This is a genomic window from Stutzerimonas chloritidismutans AW-1, from assembly GCF_000495915.1.
In the GTDB taxonomy this organism is placed as follows: Bacteria; Pseudomonadota; Gammaproteobacteria; order Pseudomonadales; family Pseudomonadaceae; genus Stutzerimonas; species Stutzerimonas chloritidismutans.
Window position 1 is genome coordinate 1 of record NZ_AOFQ01000005.1, and the last position, 14,764, is coordinate 14,764.

The 14,764-nt window shown below is 62.9% G+C and carries 17 protein-coding genes; 7 read left to right on the forward strand and 10 right to left on the reverse strand.

From position 1 onward, the window contains the following. The 9 genes from cydB to ttcA form a co-directional block, all read right to left on the reverse strand. Positions 1-890, reverse strand: an 890-nt coding sequence (cydB, locus tag F753_RS26660) for a cytochrome d ubiquinol oxidase subunit II (RefSeq protein WP_023443847.1), incomplete at its 3' end; no start/stop codon positions are given. A gap of 12 nt (positions 891-902) precedes the next feature. After that, entirely contained in the window at positions 903-2,516 is a 1,614-nt protein-coding gene (locus tag F753_RS26665) for a cytochrome ubiquinol oxidase subunit I (RefSeq protein WP_023443848.1), read from the reverse strand. Next, entirely contained in the window at positions 2,513-2,692 is a 180-nt protein-coding gene (gene cydP, locus F753_RS26670; protein WP_003283920.1) for a cytochrome oxidase putative small subunit CydP, read from the reverse strand. The genes F753_RS26665 and cydP overlap by 4 nt, the downstream gene beginning before the upstream one ends. Positions 2,693-3,013: 321 nt before the next feature. Next, complete coding sequence (locus F753_RS26675) at positions 3,014-3,568, reverse strand: putative natural product biosynthesis protein (RefSeq protein WP_023443849.1); 555 nt, start codon at positions 3,566-3,568, stop codon at positions 3,014-3,016. A 105-nt stretch (positions 3,569-3,673) separates the two neighbouring features. Beyond that, positions 3,674-4,042, reverse strand: coding sequence for a DUF2946 domain-containing protein (locus tag F753_RS26680; RefSeq protein WP_023443850.1), 369 nt, complete (start codon positions 4,040-4,042; stop codon positions 3,674-3,676). A gap of 58 nt (positions 4,043-4,100) precedes the next feature. Continuing rightward, a complete protein-coding gene (locus tag F753_RS26685) occupies positions 4,101-4,772 on the reverse strand; it encodes a DNA-3-methyladenine glycosylase I (RefSeq protein WP_023443851.1) in 672 nt (223 codons plus the stop codon). A gap of 309 nt (positions 4,773-5,081) precedes the next feature. Further along, positions 5,082-6,158: a 3-deoxy-7-phosphoheptulonate synthase gene (locus F753_RS26690; RefSeq protein WP_023443852.1), complete on the reverse strand. Its 1,077-nt coding sequence runs from the start codon at positions 6,156-6,158 to the stop codon at positions 5,082-5,084. A 265-nt stretch (positions 6,159-6,423) separates the two neighbouring features. Next, positions 6,424-6,552 carry a hypothetical protein gene (locus tag F753_RS50145; RefSeq protein ID WP_023443854.1) on the reverse strand — a complete coding sequence of 43 codons (129 nt, stop codon included), beginning with the start codon at positions 6,550-6,552 and terminating at the stop codon, positions 6,424-6,426. Positions 6,553-6,650: 98 nt separating this feature from the next. Continuing rightward, the gene (gene ttcA / locus F753_RS26695; RefSeq protein ID WP_015277775.1) at positions 6,651-7,475 is read right to left on the reverse strand and encodes a tRNA 2-thiocytidine(32) synthetase TtcA; all 825 of its coding nucleotides are present in this window, start codon (positions 7,473-7,475) and stop codon (positions 6,651-6,653) included. A gap of 134 nt (positions 7,476-7,609) precedes the next feature. On the opposite strand from ttcA, the gene F753_RS26700 reads away from it, so the two are divergent. From F753_RS26700 to F753_RS26715, 4 genes are all read left to right on the forward strand, one after another. Then, positions 7,610-8,203 (forward strand): DNA-J related domain-containing protein, encoded by a 594-nt coding sequence (locus F753_RS26700; RefSeq protein WP_023443855.1) that lies wholly within the window; start codon positions 7,610-7,612, stop codon positions 8,201-8,203. Between the two features lie 138 nt (positions 8,204-8,341). Then, positions 8,342-8,941 (forward strand): Yip1 family protein, encoded by a 600-nt coding sequence (locus F753_RS26705; protein ID WP_023443856.1) that lies wholly within the window; start codon positions 8,342-8,344, stop codon positions 8,939-8,941. 176 nt (positions 8,942-9,117) lie between these two features. Further along, the gene (locus F753_RS26710) at positions 9,118-9,819 is read left to right on the forward strand and encodes a Yip1 family protein (protein WP_023443857.1); all 702 of its coding nucleotides are present in this window, start codon (positions 9,118-9,120) and stop codon (positions 9,817-9,819) included. A gap of 61 nt (positions 9,820-9,880) precedes the next feature. Continuing rightward, positions 9,881-10,375 (forward strand): SprT family zinc-dependent metalloprotease, encoded by a 495-nt coding sequence (locus F753_RS26715; RefSeq protein ID WP_023443858.1) that lies wholly within the window; start codon positions 9,881-9,883, stop codon positions 10,373-10,375. A 12-nt stretch (positions 10,376-10,387) separates the two neighbouring features. Here F753_RS26715 and F753_RS26720 read toward each other — a convergent pair whose 3' ends face one another. After that, entirely contained in the window at positions 10,388-11,566 is a 1,179-nt protein-coding gene (locus F753_RS26720; RefSeq protein ID WP_023443859.1) for an MFS transporter, read from the reverse strand. 192 nt (positions 11,567-11,758) lie between these two features. Here F753_RS26720 and napE point away from each other — a divergent pair, with 192 nt between their 5' ends. Genes napE through napA form a run of 3 tightly spaced genes read left to right on the forward strand, consistent with a single transcriptional unit; the run spans position 11,759 to position 14,755 of the window. After that, a complete protein-coding gene (gene napE, locus F753_RS26725; protein WP_023443860.1) occupies positions 11,759-11,938 on the forward strand; it encodes a periplasmic nitrate reductase, NapE protein in 180 nt (59 codons plus the stop codon). Between the two features lie 58 nt (positions 11,939-11,996). Beyond that, complete coding sequence (locus F753_RS26730) at positions 11,997-12,251, forward strand: chaperone NapD (protein WP_014819701.1); 255 nt, start codon at positions 11,997-11,999, stop codon at positions 12,249-12,251. Next, a complete protein-coding gene (gene napA, locus F753_RS26735; protein WP_023443861.1) occupies positions 12,251-14,755 on the forward strand; it encodes a nitrate reductase catalytic subunit NapA in 2,505 nt (834 codons plus the stop codon). Before F753_RS26730 ends, napA begins: the two co-directional genes overlap by 1 nt. The last annotated feature ends 9 nt before the right edge of the window (positions 14,756-14,764 follow it).

Sequence of the window (14,764 nt, forward strand, 5' to 3'; positions counted from 1 at the left end):
CTGGTCCCGACGAAGCTCCCCCCGCCGCTGTTGCGACTGGAACCGAGCAGCGCCAGCAACGCCCCGAGGATGCCCGCGGCCGGCGCGATCAGGGTGACCGGATAGAGGCCGTAGTTGGCCAGCCAGCCGATATTGTCCTGGGCCACCTGCTTGTCCAGGAGCGGATTGAGCGCGGCGCCCGGATCGCTGACCGACAGCTGGCTGAAGCCCTGAATGCCCAGCGCCAGCCAGACACCCGCCGCGACGAAGCCGAACAGGAACACCAGCACGCACAGGCGCGTGGCCTGCCGCGAGCGCTCAGCCAGCGCGCCGTCGGTGCGCAGCATCAGCCAGGCGCCACCGTGGGCGCTGAGCATGCTCAGGCTGACGATGCCGCAGAGCAGCGCGAACGGGTTGAGCAGCGCGAAGAACGAGCCCTGATAGGTCGAGCGCATCAGCTCGTCCAGCTGGAACGGCAGGCCGAGGAACAGGTTGCCGAAGGCCACGCCGAACACCAGCGCCGGCACAGCACCGCCGACGAACAACGCCCAGTCCCAGGCGCTGCGCCAGCGCGGGTCTTCCACCTTGCTGCGATAGTCGAAGCCCACCGGGCGGCAGAACAGCGCGAACAGCACCAGCAGCATCGCCCAGTACAGGCCGGAAAATGCCACCGCATAGACCATCGGCCAGGCAGCGAACAGCGCACCACCGGCGGTGATGAACCACACCTGGTTGCCATCCCAGTGTGGCGCGATGGTGTTGATCGCCACGCGTCGCTCGTTGTCGGTCTTGCCGACGAAGGGCATCAGTGCCATGGCGCCCATGTCGAAGCCATCGGTCAGGGCGAAGCCGATCAGCAACACGCCGATCAGCACCCACCAGATGAGCTTGAGCACTTCGTAATCGAACATCTCGTATCTCCCTCAGACGCTGCCAGGTTGGGAAGACAGGCCGCTCGGCTGCGCCGACGCCACCCGTGCTTCACGTACGTCCCGTTCGAAGTGATAACGACCGGTGTGCAGACTGCTCGGCCCAAGCCGTGCGAAGCGGATCATCAGGAACATCTCGATCACCAGCAGCAGGCTGTAGAAGGCCACCAGGGCGATCAGCGAGCCCCAGATATCGCCGGCCGCCAGCGTCGAGGTGGACAGATGGGTCGGCAGTACCTCGGCGATCGACCATGGCTGACGGCCATGCTCGGCGACGTACCAGCCGGTCTGCGCGGCGATCCACGGCAGCGGCAGGCTGAACAGCGCAAACTTCAGCAGCCAGGGCTTGGTCTCGGCATTGCGCTTGATCGATGCCCAGCTCGCCAGGGCAAACAGCAGCAACATCAGAAAGCCGGCGGCGACCATCACGCGAAAGGTCCAGAACAGGCTGAACACGTTGGGTATGGTGTCCAGAGCGGCGAGCTTGACCTGCTCCTCGCTGGCATCGACCACATCGGCGGTGTACTTCTTCAGCAACAGCCCGTAGCCCAAGTCCTGCTTGACCTCATTGAACGCGGCGATGGCTTCGGCCGACTTGTCGCCGCTACGCAGCACCTGCAGCCGCTCGTAGGCGAGCATGCCGTTGCGGATGCGCAGCTCGTGTTCGGCGATCAAGTCCTTGATGCCCCTGACCTCCTCGTCCACCGAGCGGGTGGCGATCAGCCCCAGCACGTAGGGGATCTTCACTTCGTAATCGGTGCGCATCTCCTGCTGATTGGGCAGGCCGAACAGTGTGAAGCCCGCAGGTGCCGGGTGGGTTTCCCACTCAGCCTCGATGGCGGCCAGCTTGACCTTCTGCACATCGCCAATCTCATAGCCGGACTCGTCGCCGAGGATGATCACCGAGATGGTAGAAGCCAGACCGAACACTGCGGCGATGGCGAACGAACGACGGGCGAAGCCCAGGTCGCGCTTCTTCAATAGATAGAAGGAAGAAATCGCCAGCACAAAGATCGCCCCGGTGACGTAGCCCGCGGACACGGTGTGGACGAACTTGACCTGCGCCACCGGGTTGAACAGCAGCGCGCCGAAATCCACCAGCTCCATGCGCATGGTCTCGAAGTTGAACTCAGAGCCAACCGGGTTCTGCATCCAGCCATTAGCGATGAGGATCCAGAGCGCCGAGAGATTCGAGCCCAGCGCCACCAGCCAGGTGACCGCCAGATGCTGCACCTTGGAGAGCCGGTCCCAGCCGAAGAAGAACAGGCCGATGAAGGTGGATTCGAGGAAGAACGCCATCAACCCCTCGATGGCCAGCGGCGCGCCGAAGATGTCGCCGACGTAGTGGCTGTAGTAGGCCCAGTTGGTACCGAACTGGAATTCCATGGTCAGTCCGGTGGTGACCCCCAGGGCGAAGTTGATGCCGAACAGCTTGCCCCAGAACTTGGTCATGTCCTGATAGACCTGCTTGCCGGTCATCACGTAGACCGATTCCATGATCGCCAGCAGGAACGCCAGCCCCAGGGTCAACGGCACGAAGAGAAAGTGATACATCGCCGTCATGGCGAACTGCAGGCGTGATAGATCGACAACGCTTTCCGAGATCATCTCGGCCCTCCCTCGGGGATCGAACCCCGCGAATCAAGCAAATGGTCGGCAACGCGCACCGAACCGTTCTCGGGAATGCTGGGGGCATCGAACCAGACGTTTTTTATGATCATGAGGATCGCGACCTTGGCCAGCACTACCAGCACGACGTCTCGCCTGAGCGATGACTTGAACATGCCTACCTCCTTGCGTGACCGCCCGAGCGCCTGGCGCTCCGGCAGCATGTTGCGATTGAAGGCCCCCTTGGGGTGGGGGCCGGCATCCGGGCGCGACGCCTGGACTCAATCGCGGTGCCCCGAACCACCCGTGGAAGCTGCTCTGGTTCGAGGCAGACAAAGTGTCCGGCGCACCCTGCAAGCGGACAACTGCGACAGCCTGCCCACCCACTCGCGGCAATCTGTGCCAGAGCGGCGCTGCGCTCCAAACAAGCAGTGACACCGGCGAGCGACGCCGGGTCAGGCGCGACGCGATCGCCACACTGCGGCGCCCTGTCGCAGTCATGGCACACGCAGCCAGCGGCGAAATCCGTTGCCGGCCGTGCTCGAGAGCGGGCTCCAGGCGAAGTCCCAGGGCGCCGGCGGCAGCTCCTCCGCCTCGGCGGCGAGCGGGCGGCCGCCCTGGCGCACCCGTGGCTTCCAGTCGGATACATGCTCGCTGTCGCCTCGCCAGCCGAGCACGATGCCGATTGCCGGGCTGTCATCGCTGGCGACCCAACGCGCTGCGGCGGCGAGCATCATGGCCTCGATATGCTCCGGCTCGACCAGCTCGCGGTAGTCGGAGGCCAGCAACCAGCGGCAGACGCCGAGGTGGAAGGTCCAGTCCAGCGCCAGCTGGCAGCCGTAGGCCCAGGTCATGAACTGACGAAAGATCTCCAGTCCCTCTGGCGGGTCAAGTTTGAGCAGCCGCGGGCAGACATCGAACAGCGCATGCCAGTACGGCAGCAACTTGGCATCCAGATGCACGAAGCTGCGGGCGTTGCTGGGGTAGTCGGGAAAAGGCAGCCGATAGCTCACGCGGCTATCGGCGCGGGTGAATCGTTCCATCATGGTCATGGTGAAATCCCCTGAATCGACTGGGCCGTCGGAAAGCTCCGACAGGTAGCCGTCTCGTCCGCTGCTACGGGCGGAAGGACGGCGAATCACGTCAATCAGGAAATCTCAGGGCGCGCGCGGATTCAGTGCCGGCCAGTGGTGGCGCGGGCCATGACGCTCAATCGGTGGTAGCGGAGTCGCCCCTGTCGTGCGCTGCCCCAGCCAGGCCAAGGCGAACAGTGCAACGATGGCGAGGAAAACCGAACTGCACAGTGGGCAGTCGAGGGCATGCTGCGACAGGCCATGTAAATCGGAGGAAAGCGCGCCGAGACCGGTGCCGCCATCGTCGCCGGTGACGCAGAACGCGTCCTGCCCCATGGCCAGTCCGAAGCCCACATGGGTGGCGTGGTTCAGACTGCAGACAAAGGCATTGAGCAGGATGCAGGTGAAGAGCACCCATACGATCTGCGCACGCTTGTCTTTGACGATGGTCATGTTTCGACTTTACACCGCGCGCCTGAGCACGGCGCTGCGCTAAAGCGTCGCAGCCTCGTCAGTGGTTGACGGTGAACGCCAGCATCGCCGAGAGCTGACACAGCGGACGGCCGCTTTCCGCCTGCCACTGGTTGAATGCGGCCTGCACCGCGGCCTGATCGCGCTGACTGCTCGGCACCTTGTCGACGATTTCCTGCGCCTTGAGCGCGGCTACCACGTCATTGCTGGGGACGAAGGTGTCTTTGCCGGCCATACGCAACAGGCGCGGCGCCGACAGGCCACCGAGCTGGCTGCCGTGCCTGGTCAAGTAACGCCACAGGCCGACGATGTCGCTGCTCGGCCAATCGGCCAGCAGGTTGCCGAAGCTGCCCCTTTCCTTGGCCACGTCGAGCACGAACTGCGCGTTGCGCGGCACGCTCTTGAGCTTGCCGAGATGACGGATCAGTCGGGTGTCCTGCATCAGTCGCTCGATGTGCTCGCCGCCCATCAGTACGACTTTCTCCGGGTCGAAACCGAAGAACGCCTGCTCGAAGGCCGGCCACTTGGCATCCACCAAGCTGTGCTTGAGGCCGGCGCGGAAGATGCGCAGGCTGATCAGCGAGAGGTAGCGGTCATCCGAAACGCTGCGCAGTTGGTCGGCGCTGTGGGGCTGCGGCAGGCGGGCCTCCAGCGCCGCGGCCGAGCCGAAGCGGTTGAGGCAGTATTCGTGCAGCCATTTGTAGTCTTGCATGGTTCGGATCCGATGGTGACGGCAGCGGCACAGGGTGCCGGTGACGAGCCGGCCTCGCAAGTCCGCCGCCATCAACGCAGCTGGGCGGCAGCGGTCAGGTGGCGCTCGCGCAGGCTGATCTGAACGAATGTTCGCGGGCAAGCCCGCTTCCACTGTGAAGCCGGTGCAAGCCGGGTGACACCACGTGGTACGCGTCCCATTGCCCTGACACCAGGCGCGCAGACGGTGGACAAGCTTCGCGTTGCCACCCTACGAGCAGAACGTCGTTCTGCGTGCGAGCCGGCTCAGACGTGCAGCGGGCTCCCGGTATCAGCCGCGCAGCCGCTGCGCCGCCTGACGCAGCATTTCCTCGGTCGCCGTCCAACCCAGGCAGCCGTCGGTGATCGACACGCCGTAGCGCAGCTCGCCGGACAGCGGCTGGCAACCATCGAGCAGATGGCTCTCCAGCATGACGCCACGCAGACTCATGTCGCCAGCCAGGCGCTGCTCGATCACCGACTCCAGCACCGCGGGCTGGCGCAGTGGGTCCTTGCCACTGTTGGCGTGGCTGCAATCGACCATGATGCGCGGGGCAATCCCCTGCTTTTCCAGCGCGCGACGGGCAGTAGCGACACTGGCCGCGTCGTAGTTGGGTGCGCCGTGGCCGCCGCGCAGGACCAGATGGGTATCCGGATTGCCGCACGTCTGCAGCAGTGCCGGATGGCCGAGATCGTCGATGCCGAAGTGCTGGTGTGGATGTTCCGCTGAACGCATGGCGTCGCAAGCGATGCCCAGGCCGCCGTCGGTGCCATTCTTGAAGCCCACCGGCAGGCCCAGCCCGCTGACCAGCTCGCGATGGATCTGCGACTCGCTGGTGCGCGCGCCAATCGCGGCCCAGCCCAGCAGATCGTCGAAGTACCCGGCAGCCAGCGGCTGCAGCAGCTCGGTGGCGATCGGCAGACCGGTTTCGAGAATATCCAGCATCAGGCGGCGCGACAGGTGCAGCCCCTCGGCCATGTTGCCGCTGCCGTCCAGATGCGGGTCGTAGACCAGGCCTTTCCAGCCGACGGTCGTGCGCGGTTTTTCCACATAAGCGCGCATCACCAGCAGCAGCTGATCGCTGACGTCAGGTGCAAGCGCGGCGAGACGCTCGGCGTACTCGAGCGCGGCGACAGGATCGTGCAGGGAACAGGGCCCGACGACGACCAGTAGGCGCGTATCGCGGCCGTCGAGCACCGCGCGGATGGCGTTGCGGTCGCTGTGGATGCGTGCAGCAAGGGCGCCGCTCAAGGGTAGACGCTGGCGCAGTACGGCGGGGCTGGGCAGCGGCTGTGCGCTGCGGCGAGCAATGGAGGCTTCAGCGGTGGCGACGGGTTGTTTGGCAAGTACGGTGGCGGATGCATTCATGATCTGGCGGTTCCTTCTGCCGGCGCGGGTGGTCCGCGGCGGCGCTAGTCGGGTGTTCGTTCGCGTGCTTTGTGTTCGGCGTCGAAGTGGCTAAATCGCCAGTCGTAGCGGTAATAACGGTCGGTGCGGTAAGTGGTCATTGCATGTTCCTCGTTGCGTTGGGCCATCGCGTGGCCGAAAAAACAAAACCCCCGGTCGGGTGGCCGACCGGGGGTTCGAAAACTGCTCTGGTGGCGACCCTGCTTGCTAGGGCGCCTGTGGGGTATCAGGCGCGCCTGCGGCTAAACCAATACCCAAAGTAATAACCAGCGGCTGCAACCTGCTGCCCACGAACGACCACGGCGCGAATGGCACCGGCATCGACAACGTTCAGGGCTACAGGGTTCAGGGACATGCTGATCTCCAGAAGATGACCGAACCATACTCTGCCGGGACTGCGGCTTTCAACCGGCACGGCAAAAGAAAGTGGCTGGCTAGGCCGGGTGCGCCCGATTACAGGCTCATCACATCGACGAAGCGCGGCGTGGCGCTGTCGTCGATACGCAGGCTCTTGAAATCGAACAGGTTGCGGTCGGCCAGCTGCGAAGGCACCACGTTCTGCAGCGCGCGGAACATGATTTCGGTGCGCCCTGGCGACTTGCGCTCCCACTCCTGCAGCATTTCCTTGACCACCTGACGCTGCAGGTTCTCCTGCGAGCCACAGAGGTTGCACGGGATGATCGGAAACTCCTTCATCTTCGAGTACGCCTCGATGTCCGCCTCGTTGCAGTAGGCCAGCGGGCGAATCACCACGTTGCGTCCATCGTCGGAGAGCAGCTTGGGCGGCATGGCCTTCAGCGTGCCGCCATAGAACATGTTGAGGAAGAACGTTTCCAGGATGTCGTCGCGATGATGCCCGAGCGCCATCTTGGTCGCGCCGATCTCGTCGGCGAAGGTGTACAGCGTGCCGCGGCGCAGACGTGAGCACAGCGAGCAGGTGGTCTTGCCTTCCGGAATCTTCTCCTTCACCACCGAGTAGGTGTCCTTCTCGATGATGTGGTACTCCACGCCGATGGACTTCAGGTACTCGGGCAGCACGTGCTCGGGGAAGCCTGGCTGCTTCTGGTCCATGTTCACGGCAACGATCTCGAACTTGATCGGCGCGACCTTCTGCAGATACAGCAGCACATCGAGCATGGTGTAGCTGTCCTTGCCGCCGGACAGGCAGACCATGACCTTGTCGCCGTCCTCGATCATGTTGAAGTCGGTGACGGCCTCGCCGGCCAGGCGGCGCAGGCGCTTCTGCAGTTTGTTCTGGTTGACCGAGAGGTTGCCCATGTCAGGTGTCCGGGTGAGATGCGAAAGGCGCGCATTTTACGCGCAAAGCAAGCCTCACCGCAGCCCGTTCGCCGCCTGCTCCGATGTGAACCAGCACTGAATGAACACCCGCAGTGCTGTGCTAGTCTCGCCAGATGGACGACCTCTCCCCCGCACTGGATCTGCCAGACCACCTGCTCGTACTGCTGCAGGAAAGACCCGAAGGCTGCAGCGAGTACGAGCTGATTCAACAGCTCAAGCGCCGGCATAGCACGCATGTGCCCAACCTGCCGCTGACCGACAAGCTGGTGCTGTTCCGCACGCACTTTCTGGTGTTCAACGCGCTTTATCTGCTGCGCGACCGACTCTGGGCCGAGGGCAGCGGCCATCTGCAGATCAGCCCCTTGCACGTCCAGTTGCTGCCATATGCCGGCGCCAACGCGGGCCTCGCCGAGCAGGACGCCCTGCGCGCGTATTACCTGGATCTCTCCAACCTGCGGGATACCGACGAAGACGATGTCGAACGCCTGCTGGCGAGCTTCTGGACGCGCATGCAGGGCAGCGACGAGAAACGCGCGGCACTCGAACTGTTCGAACTGGACGGCGCCTCACAGCCCCTCACCCTGGAGCTGATCAAGCGCCGCTACCGTCAGCTGGTCGGCCTGCACCATCCGGATCGAGGTGGCAGTACGCAGCGCCTGCAGTCAATCAATCTGGCGATGGAAATACTCGAGCGCTATTACCGCTGACGGCATAGCTTCGAAACGCTCTAACCCCGCTGATGCATTGCCGATTGGCATTTCTATACTGCGACGTAAGGTCGCACGCGCCGTCCTCGATGACGACCGCCAGGCGAGGCGACCTCCATAAACTGAGGAGACGCTGGCATGATCAATCACGTTTGGGGTTTGTTCACCCACCCCGGTCAGGAGTGGAATGAAATCCGCGGCGAGGAAGAAACCGTCAGCCACATGTACCTCACGCATGTGCTGCTGCTCGCCGCGATACCGGCGGTATCGGCCTACATCGGCGCGACCCAGGTGGGCTGGAGCATCGGCGGTGGAGAGCCGGTCAAACTGACCCAGGCCAGTTGCATGCAGCTGGCGATACTTTCCTACTTCGCCATGCTGGCCGGCGTCGCCGTGATGGGCGGCTTCATTCACTGGATGGCACGTACCTACGACGCTACCCCAACCCTTACCCAATGCATCGTTTTCGCCGCCTATACCGCAACGCCGCTGTTCATCGGCGGGCTGGCGGGTCTCTATCCGCACCTCTGGCTCGGCATGCTGGTGGGGACCGCGGCAGTCTGCTACACGGCCTATCTGCTCTACGTGGGGCTGCCCAAGTTCATGAACATCCACGAAGACGAGGGATTCATGTTCTCCAGTTCGGTACTTGCAGTCGGCCTCGTAGTGCTGGTCGCGATCATCGCCCTGTCGGTCATAACCTGGGGCATGGGCATCGGTCCGGTCTACGTCCGTTAACCCAATCCTCACCTCAAAAGGCCGCCTGTTGGCGGCCTTTTCGTATGCCCGTGCATCATCCCACGACGAATCGTCTGGACCGATAAGGGAAACCCTCACCGCATCTGCCGTTCTAAAGCGATAACGCCGCTGCAACAGCATTCCTGAGCGGCCCGCAAGGCAGACGGAGACTCGGTATGATCCCGCACTTTGTAACATTGCTCACCCGCCCGGATCGGGCGTGGGCGGACATTCGCCGCGACGAAGAAAAGAACAGCTCCAACTACCTTGTCCATCTGCTGCTGTGGGCATTACTGCCGGCGGTTTGCATGTTCATCGGCACACGTTATGTAGGCTGGAGCCTGGTCGAAGCCGAACGGATCTGGCTCGATACCCGCAGTGCCTTCCAGCTCAGCGCGCTGATCTACATCACCATCGTCGCCGGCACCTTCATCATGGGGTTCTTCCTGCGCTGGATGTCGCGCTCCTTCGATGCACGCCCGACTTTCAATCAATGCGTGGGCTTCATCGCCTATGTCATTACACCGTTCTTCCTGGCCGGACTGGGTGCGCTCTACCCATCGCGATGGCTGGCCATCCTGGTTCTGGTGGCGGCCGGGGCATATTCGACCTATCTGCTGTTCGTCGGCCTGCCGACGTTCATGCGCATCAGTAACCGCAACACCTTTCTTTACGGCGCCTGCACTTGGGGCGTCGGTCTGCTGGTGCTGGTGAACCTGAAAGTGCCGATGATCCTGTTCTGGATGCTCGCACTCGACCCAACCTACGAGCGCGATACCCCACAGAACCAGAGCTATGGCTTCGAGGAGAATCGCCCGCAGGAAGAACCGGGCGGCATAGACAACGAACGGCGCTTCAACGAACGCCCGAACGAGTGACCAACGAAGCTGTTTGGCCAGAAACGGTTTGGCATAATGTGGCGCTTGCAGGAGTACCCCAATGCCCGAGCGCCTCAATGCCCGCGTCGAAGCCTGTTACGAGCTGGCCGAGCAGTTTTTCAAGCGACGCTTCACCCGCCCCCAGATAAGCCTCAAGCTGCGCGGGCAGAAAGCTGGTGTAGCGCATTTGCAGGAAAATCTCCTGCGGTTCAATGAGCAGCTATATAGGGAAAACACCGAGCACTTTCTGCGCCAGACCGTCGCCCATGAGGTCGCGCACCTGATCGCCCTTCAGATGTTTGGCTCACGGATTCAGCCTCACGGCGAGGAATGGCAGCTGATCATGCGTGGCGTGTACGAGCTGCCGCCGGATCGCTGCCACACCTATGCGATTCGTCGCCGGTCCGTTACCCGTTATGTCTATCGCTGCAGCTGCGTGGATCAGGATTTCGCTTTCACGCCCCAACGCCATGCGCTGGTGGCGAAGGGGCGCCGTTATTACTGCCGTCGCTGCAAGACCACCCTCGCCTTCAGCGGCGAGCAACGCATCGAATAACGCCAGCGCCTGCTAGAGCGCCCTCGCCCGCCAACCGGCAATGACGAACAACGCCGCCAGCAACGCCATCAACGGCAACCAGCCCGCGTGATCCCAGACATAACCGGCGCCATAGCCAACCACACTCGATCCCAGATAGTAGGCACACAGGTACAGCGCCGATGCCTGCGCTCGAGCACCCTTGGCATGGCTGCCGACCTGCCCGCTGGCCACGGCATGCGCGGCGAAGAAGCCGAGGGTGAACAATCCGAGACCGAGCACGATGCTGACCAGCCACGACGTCGCGCATAGCCCCACACCAATCAGCATCAGAGCGACCCCTCCGCGCAGCACCTGCCGCGCACCGAAGCGCGGCACCAGACGCCCGGCCCAGCCGGCGCTGAAAATCCCCCCGAGATAGACGACGAACAGCAGGCCGATGAGCGTCGAGGACAAGCCGAACGGCTCGCCTGCCAGGCGGAAGCCAATGTAGTTGAACAGCGCGACGAAGCCGCCCATCAGCAGAAAGCCCTGCAGGAACAGTCCACGTAGCACCGGATTGCCCAGATGCAGCCGGAAGTTCGTCAGCAGAATGCGCAGCGAGAGCGGTTGCGCCGTGAAATGTCGCGACGGCGGCAACAGCCAGACGAACGCCACCAACGCCAGCAGTCCCAGCGAGGCAATGCCACCGAGCGCCAGCTGCCAGCCACCCTGGTCACTCAGCAGGCCCGAAAGCAGACGCCCGAGCATCCCACCCAGCGCCGTGCCGCCGATATACAGGCCCATTGCGGCAGGCAGCGACTCGGGCTCGAACTCCTCGCCGACGTAAGCCATCGCCAGTGCCGGCAATCCACTGAGTGCCAGCCCGAGTAGCGCGCGCAGCGCCAGCAATAGTTGCCAGGAATCGACCAGTACGCTGGCCAGCCCGAGCAGGCTGGCCAGACCAAGCGCCGCGGCCATCACCGGCTTGCGCCCCCAGCTTTCGGCAAGCGCACCCGAGATCAGCAGACAGACGGCGAGCGACAGCGTCGTCAGCGACAACGCCAGACTGCTGCTGGCAGCCGATACGGAGAAATGCGCGGCGAGCATGGGCAGCAACGGCTGAATGCAATACAGCAATGCGAACGTGGCGAAGCCAGCGCAGAAGAGTGCAAACGTGGCGCGCCGGTAGGCTGGCGTGCCTCTTGAGAGGTGTGCGTGTTCGGCGATCATCGGCGCCCTCGTCTCATGCGCTGACCTGAGAAAAAGCCGCGCAGGCTAGCACGGCTGTTCGCTCTGCCGCTTGCCGGACAGAAAAGCGGTCCGCTGATCGGCCTAACCCCAAGCCACCGCAAAGAACCGAAACGAACATTGCCCTATGCTGGTCTGTGACTAGACTCCCTATATGCCAGTCGGAGTAGAACAATGACAGTAACGCCGAATGACACCCGCCCCGCGGATACCTCGATCAAGCGGGACGAACCCCGCCTCTTCATATTCCTGATCGTCTTCCTGTTTCCCATCCTCAGCGTCGCGCTGGTCAGTGGTTACGGTTTCATCGTCTGGATCGTGCAGATGATCTTCGGGCCGCCAGGTCCGGCTTAAGCCGCCCTGCCGATCTAATCGGGCCTTCGCCCTGCTGCCAACGGAAACGGAATCACTGATGGGACACCCTCTGCATATCGCCAGCCTGCTGGTGCACTGCCGCCCCGAATGGCTGGCCGCGGTAAAAGCCAACCTGCAACTGTTACCCGGCCTGGAAATGCACCAGGAGAATGCCAGCGGCAAGCTGGTGGTGGTGCTGGAAGCCGAGCACGAATCACGCATCCTTGCCTCGATCGACCATATCCAGCAATTGCCCGGCGTGCTCAATGCCGCATTGATCTATCACGAAGAACTCCTCGAAGGAGACGCCTGATGAGCCTTACCCGACGCCAATTCGCCAAAGCCAACGCTGCGGCCATCGCCGCAACCGTGGCCGGCATGCCGATCGCTTCTAGCGCAAGCAACCTGATTACCGAAGCGGACGCCACCAATCTGAAATGGGACAAGGCCCCTTGCCGCTTCTGCGGCACCGGCTGCGGCGTCATGGTGGCGACTCGAGAGGGCCGCGTCGTCGCCACCCATGGCGACGTCAAGGCGGAAGTGAACCGCGGCATCAACTGCGTCAAGGGCTACTTCCTGTCGAAGATCATGTACGGCTCGGATCGCCTGACCCAACCGCTGCTACGCATGAAGGACGGCAAGTTCGACAAGCAGGGCGAGTTCCAGCCCGTCAGCTGGGAACAGGCCTTCGACATCATGGAGGAAAAGTACAAGGCGGCGCTCAAGCAGGGCGGCCCTGAAGCCATCGGCATGTTCGGCTCGGGGCAGTGGACGATCTGGGAAGGCTACGCGGCGAACAAGCTGATGAAGGCCGGTTTCCGCTCGAACAACATCGACCCCAATGCACGTCACTGCATGGCCTCGGCAGCGTTTGGTTTCATGCGCACCTTTGGCATGGACGAACCCATGGGCTGCTACGAGGACATCGAAGCGGCCGACGCGTTTGTGCTCTGGGGCTCGAACATGGCGGAGATGCACCCGGTGCTCTGGACCCGCGTGACGGATCGTCGCCTCAGCGCGCCGCACGTCAAGGTGGCGGTCATGTCGACGTTCGAGCATCGCAGCTTCGAGCTGGCCGACATCCCGATGATCTTCAATCCGCAGACCGACCTGGTGATCCTCAACTACATCGCCAACCACATCATCCAGAGCGGTGCGGTGAACAAGGACTTCGTCGAGAAGCACACCAAGTTCGCCAAGGGAGCGACCAACATCGGCTACGGCCTGCGACCGACCGACCCGCGGGAGCTCAAGGCAGAGAACGCGGCGGTGGCCAATACCTGGAGCGATATCAGCTTCGAGGACTACGCCGAGTTCCTGAAAACCTACACCCTGGAATACGCCACCAAGGAATCCGGCGTTCCGGCCGAGCGACTGCAGGCGCTTGCCGAGCTCTATGCCGACCCGAAGGTCAAGGTGATGTCGTTCTGGACCATGGGCTTCAACCAGCACACCCGCGGTGTCTGGGCGAACAACATGATCTACAACATCCACCTGCTCACTGGAAAGATAAGCGAGCCGGGTAACAGCCCGTTCTCCCTGACCGGACAGCCGTCCGCCTGTGGCACGGCCCGGGAAGTCGGCACCTTCTCCCACCGCCTACCGGCGGACATGGCAGTCGCCAATCCAAAGCATCGGGCCATCACCGAAAAAATCTGGAAGCTGCCCGAAGGCACCATTCAGGAAAAGCCGGGCTTTCATGCCGTCGAGCAGAGCCGCAAGCTCAAGGACGGGGTACTGAAGGTCTACTGGACGCAGGTGACCAACAACATGCAGGCCGGCCCCAACGTCATGCAGGAGATCCTGCCGGGCTGGCGCAATCCGGAAACATTCATCATCGTCTCGGACGTCTACCCCACCGTTTCAGCCCAGGCGGCCGACCTCATCCTGCCCAGCGCAATGTGGGTGGAGAAGGAAGGCGCCTACGGTAACGCCGAGCGACGCACCCAGTTCTGGCACCAGCTGGTCAAAGCACCTGGCGATGCACGCTCGGACCTCTGGCAGCTGGTCGAGTTTTCCAAGCGCTTCAACGTCGACGAGGTATGGCCGGCCGACCTGTTGAGCAAGTCACCGGAACTCAAGGGCAAGACCCTGTACGACGTACTGTTCAAGAATGGTCAGGTCGATCGCTTCCCCAACGAAGAAATTGCCGAGGGCTATGTAAATCAGGAGGCCGAGGCATTCGGCTTCTATCTGCAGAAGGGCCTGTTCGAGGAATACGCCGAATTCGGTCGCGGTCATGGACATGATCTGGCGCCCTTCGACACCTACCACGAAGCCCGCGGTTTACGCTGGCCGGTGGTGGATGGCAAGGAAACCCAGTGGCGCTACCGCGAGGGCTACGACCCTTATGTCAAAGCCGGCAGCGATGTGCAGTTCTACGGCTACGGCGACAAGAAGGCGATCATCTTCGCCCTGCCCTACGACGTGCCTGCCGAAGTCCCGGACGAGGATTACCCCTTCTGGCTCAGTACCGGACGGGTGCTTGAGCACTGGCACACCGGAAGCATGACGCAGCGGGTCGATGAGCTGCACAAGGCCGTGCCCGACGCACTCGTCTACATGCATCCGGAGGACGCCCGCAAGCTCAACGCGCGTCGTGGCAGCGTGGTGAAAGTCATCAGCAGGCGCGGTGAGATGCAGGCACGGGTGGAGACACGGGGGCGCAACAAGCCGCCGATGGGATTGATCTTCGTGCCGTTCTTCGACGCCAACAAGCTGATCAACAAAGTCACCCTCGACGCCACCGACCCGATCTCCAAGCAGACCGATTACAAGAAATGCGCCGTGAAGATCGAAGTGGTCAGCATCGCCTGAGGAGAACCG

Bases quoted from the DNA above. Each gene is read 5' to 3' on its own strand.
- F753_RS50145 (WP_023443854.1), bottom strand. From the start codon at position 6,552: ATGTCCCTGAACCCTGTAGCCCTGAACGTTGTCGATGCCGGTGCCATT.
- F753_RS26680 (WP_023443850.1), bottom strand. From the start codon at position 4,042: ATGACCATCGTCAAAGACAAGCGTGCGCAGATCGTATGGGTGCTCTTC.
- napE (WP_023443860.1), top strand. From the start codon at position 11,759: ATGACAGTAACGCCGAATGACACCCGCCCCGCGGATACCTCGATCAAG.
- F753_RS26665 (WP_023443848.1), bottom strand. From the start codon at position 2,516: ATGATCTCGGAAAGCGTTGTCGATCTATCACGCCTGCAGTTCGCCATG.
- F753_RS26720 (WP_023443859.1), bottom strand. From the start codon at position 11,566: ATGATCGCCGAACACGCACACCTCTCAAGAGGCACGCCAGCCTACCGG.
- F753_RS26715 (WP_023443858.1), top strand. From the start codon at position 9,881: ATGCCCGAGCGCCTCAATGCCCGCGTCGAAGCCTGTTACGAGCTGGCC.
- F753_RS26685 (WP_023443851.1), bottom strand. From the start codon at position 4,772: ATGCAAGACTACAAATGGCTGCACGAATACTGCCTCAACCGCTTCGGC.
- napA (WP_023443861.1), top strand. From the start codon at position 12,251: ATGAGCCTTACCCGACGCCAATTCGCCAAAGCCAACGCTGCGGCCATC.
- F753_RS26730 (WP_014819701.1), top strand. From the start codon at position 11,997: ATGGGACACCCTCTGCATATCGCCAGCCTGCTGGTGCACTGCCGCCCC.
- F753_RS26705 (WP_023443856.1), top strand. From the start codon at position 8,342: ATGATCAATCACGTTTGGGGTTTGTTCACCCACCCCGGTCAGGAGTGG.
- F753_RS26690 (WP_023443852.1), bottom strand. From the start codon at position 6,158: ATGAATGCATCCGCCACCGTACTTGCCAAACAACCCGTCGCCACCGCT.
- F753_RS26710 (WP_023443857.1), top strand. From the start codon at position 9,118: ATGATCCCGCACTTTGTAACATTGCTCACCCGCCCGGATCGGGCGTGG.
- ttcA (WP_015277775.1), bottom strand. From the start codon at position 7,475: ATGGGCAACCTCTCGGTCAACCAGAACAAACTGCAGAAGCGCCTGCGC.
- F753_RS26700 (WP_023443855.1), top strand. From the start codon at position 7,610: ATGGACGACCTCTCCCCCGCACTGGATCTGCCAGACCACCTGCTCGTA.
- F753_RS26675 (WP_023443849.1), bottom strand. From the start codon at position 3,568: ATGACCATGATGGAACGATTCACCCGCGCCGATAGCCGCGTGAGCTAT.
- cydP (WP_003283920.1), bottom strand. From the start codon at position 2,692: ATGTTCAAGTCATCGCTCAGGCGAGACGTCGTGCTGGTAGTGCTGGCC.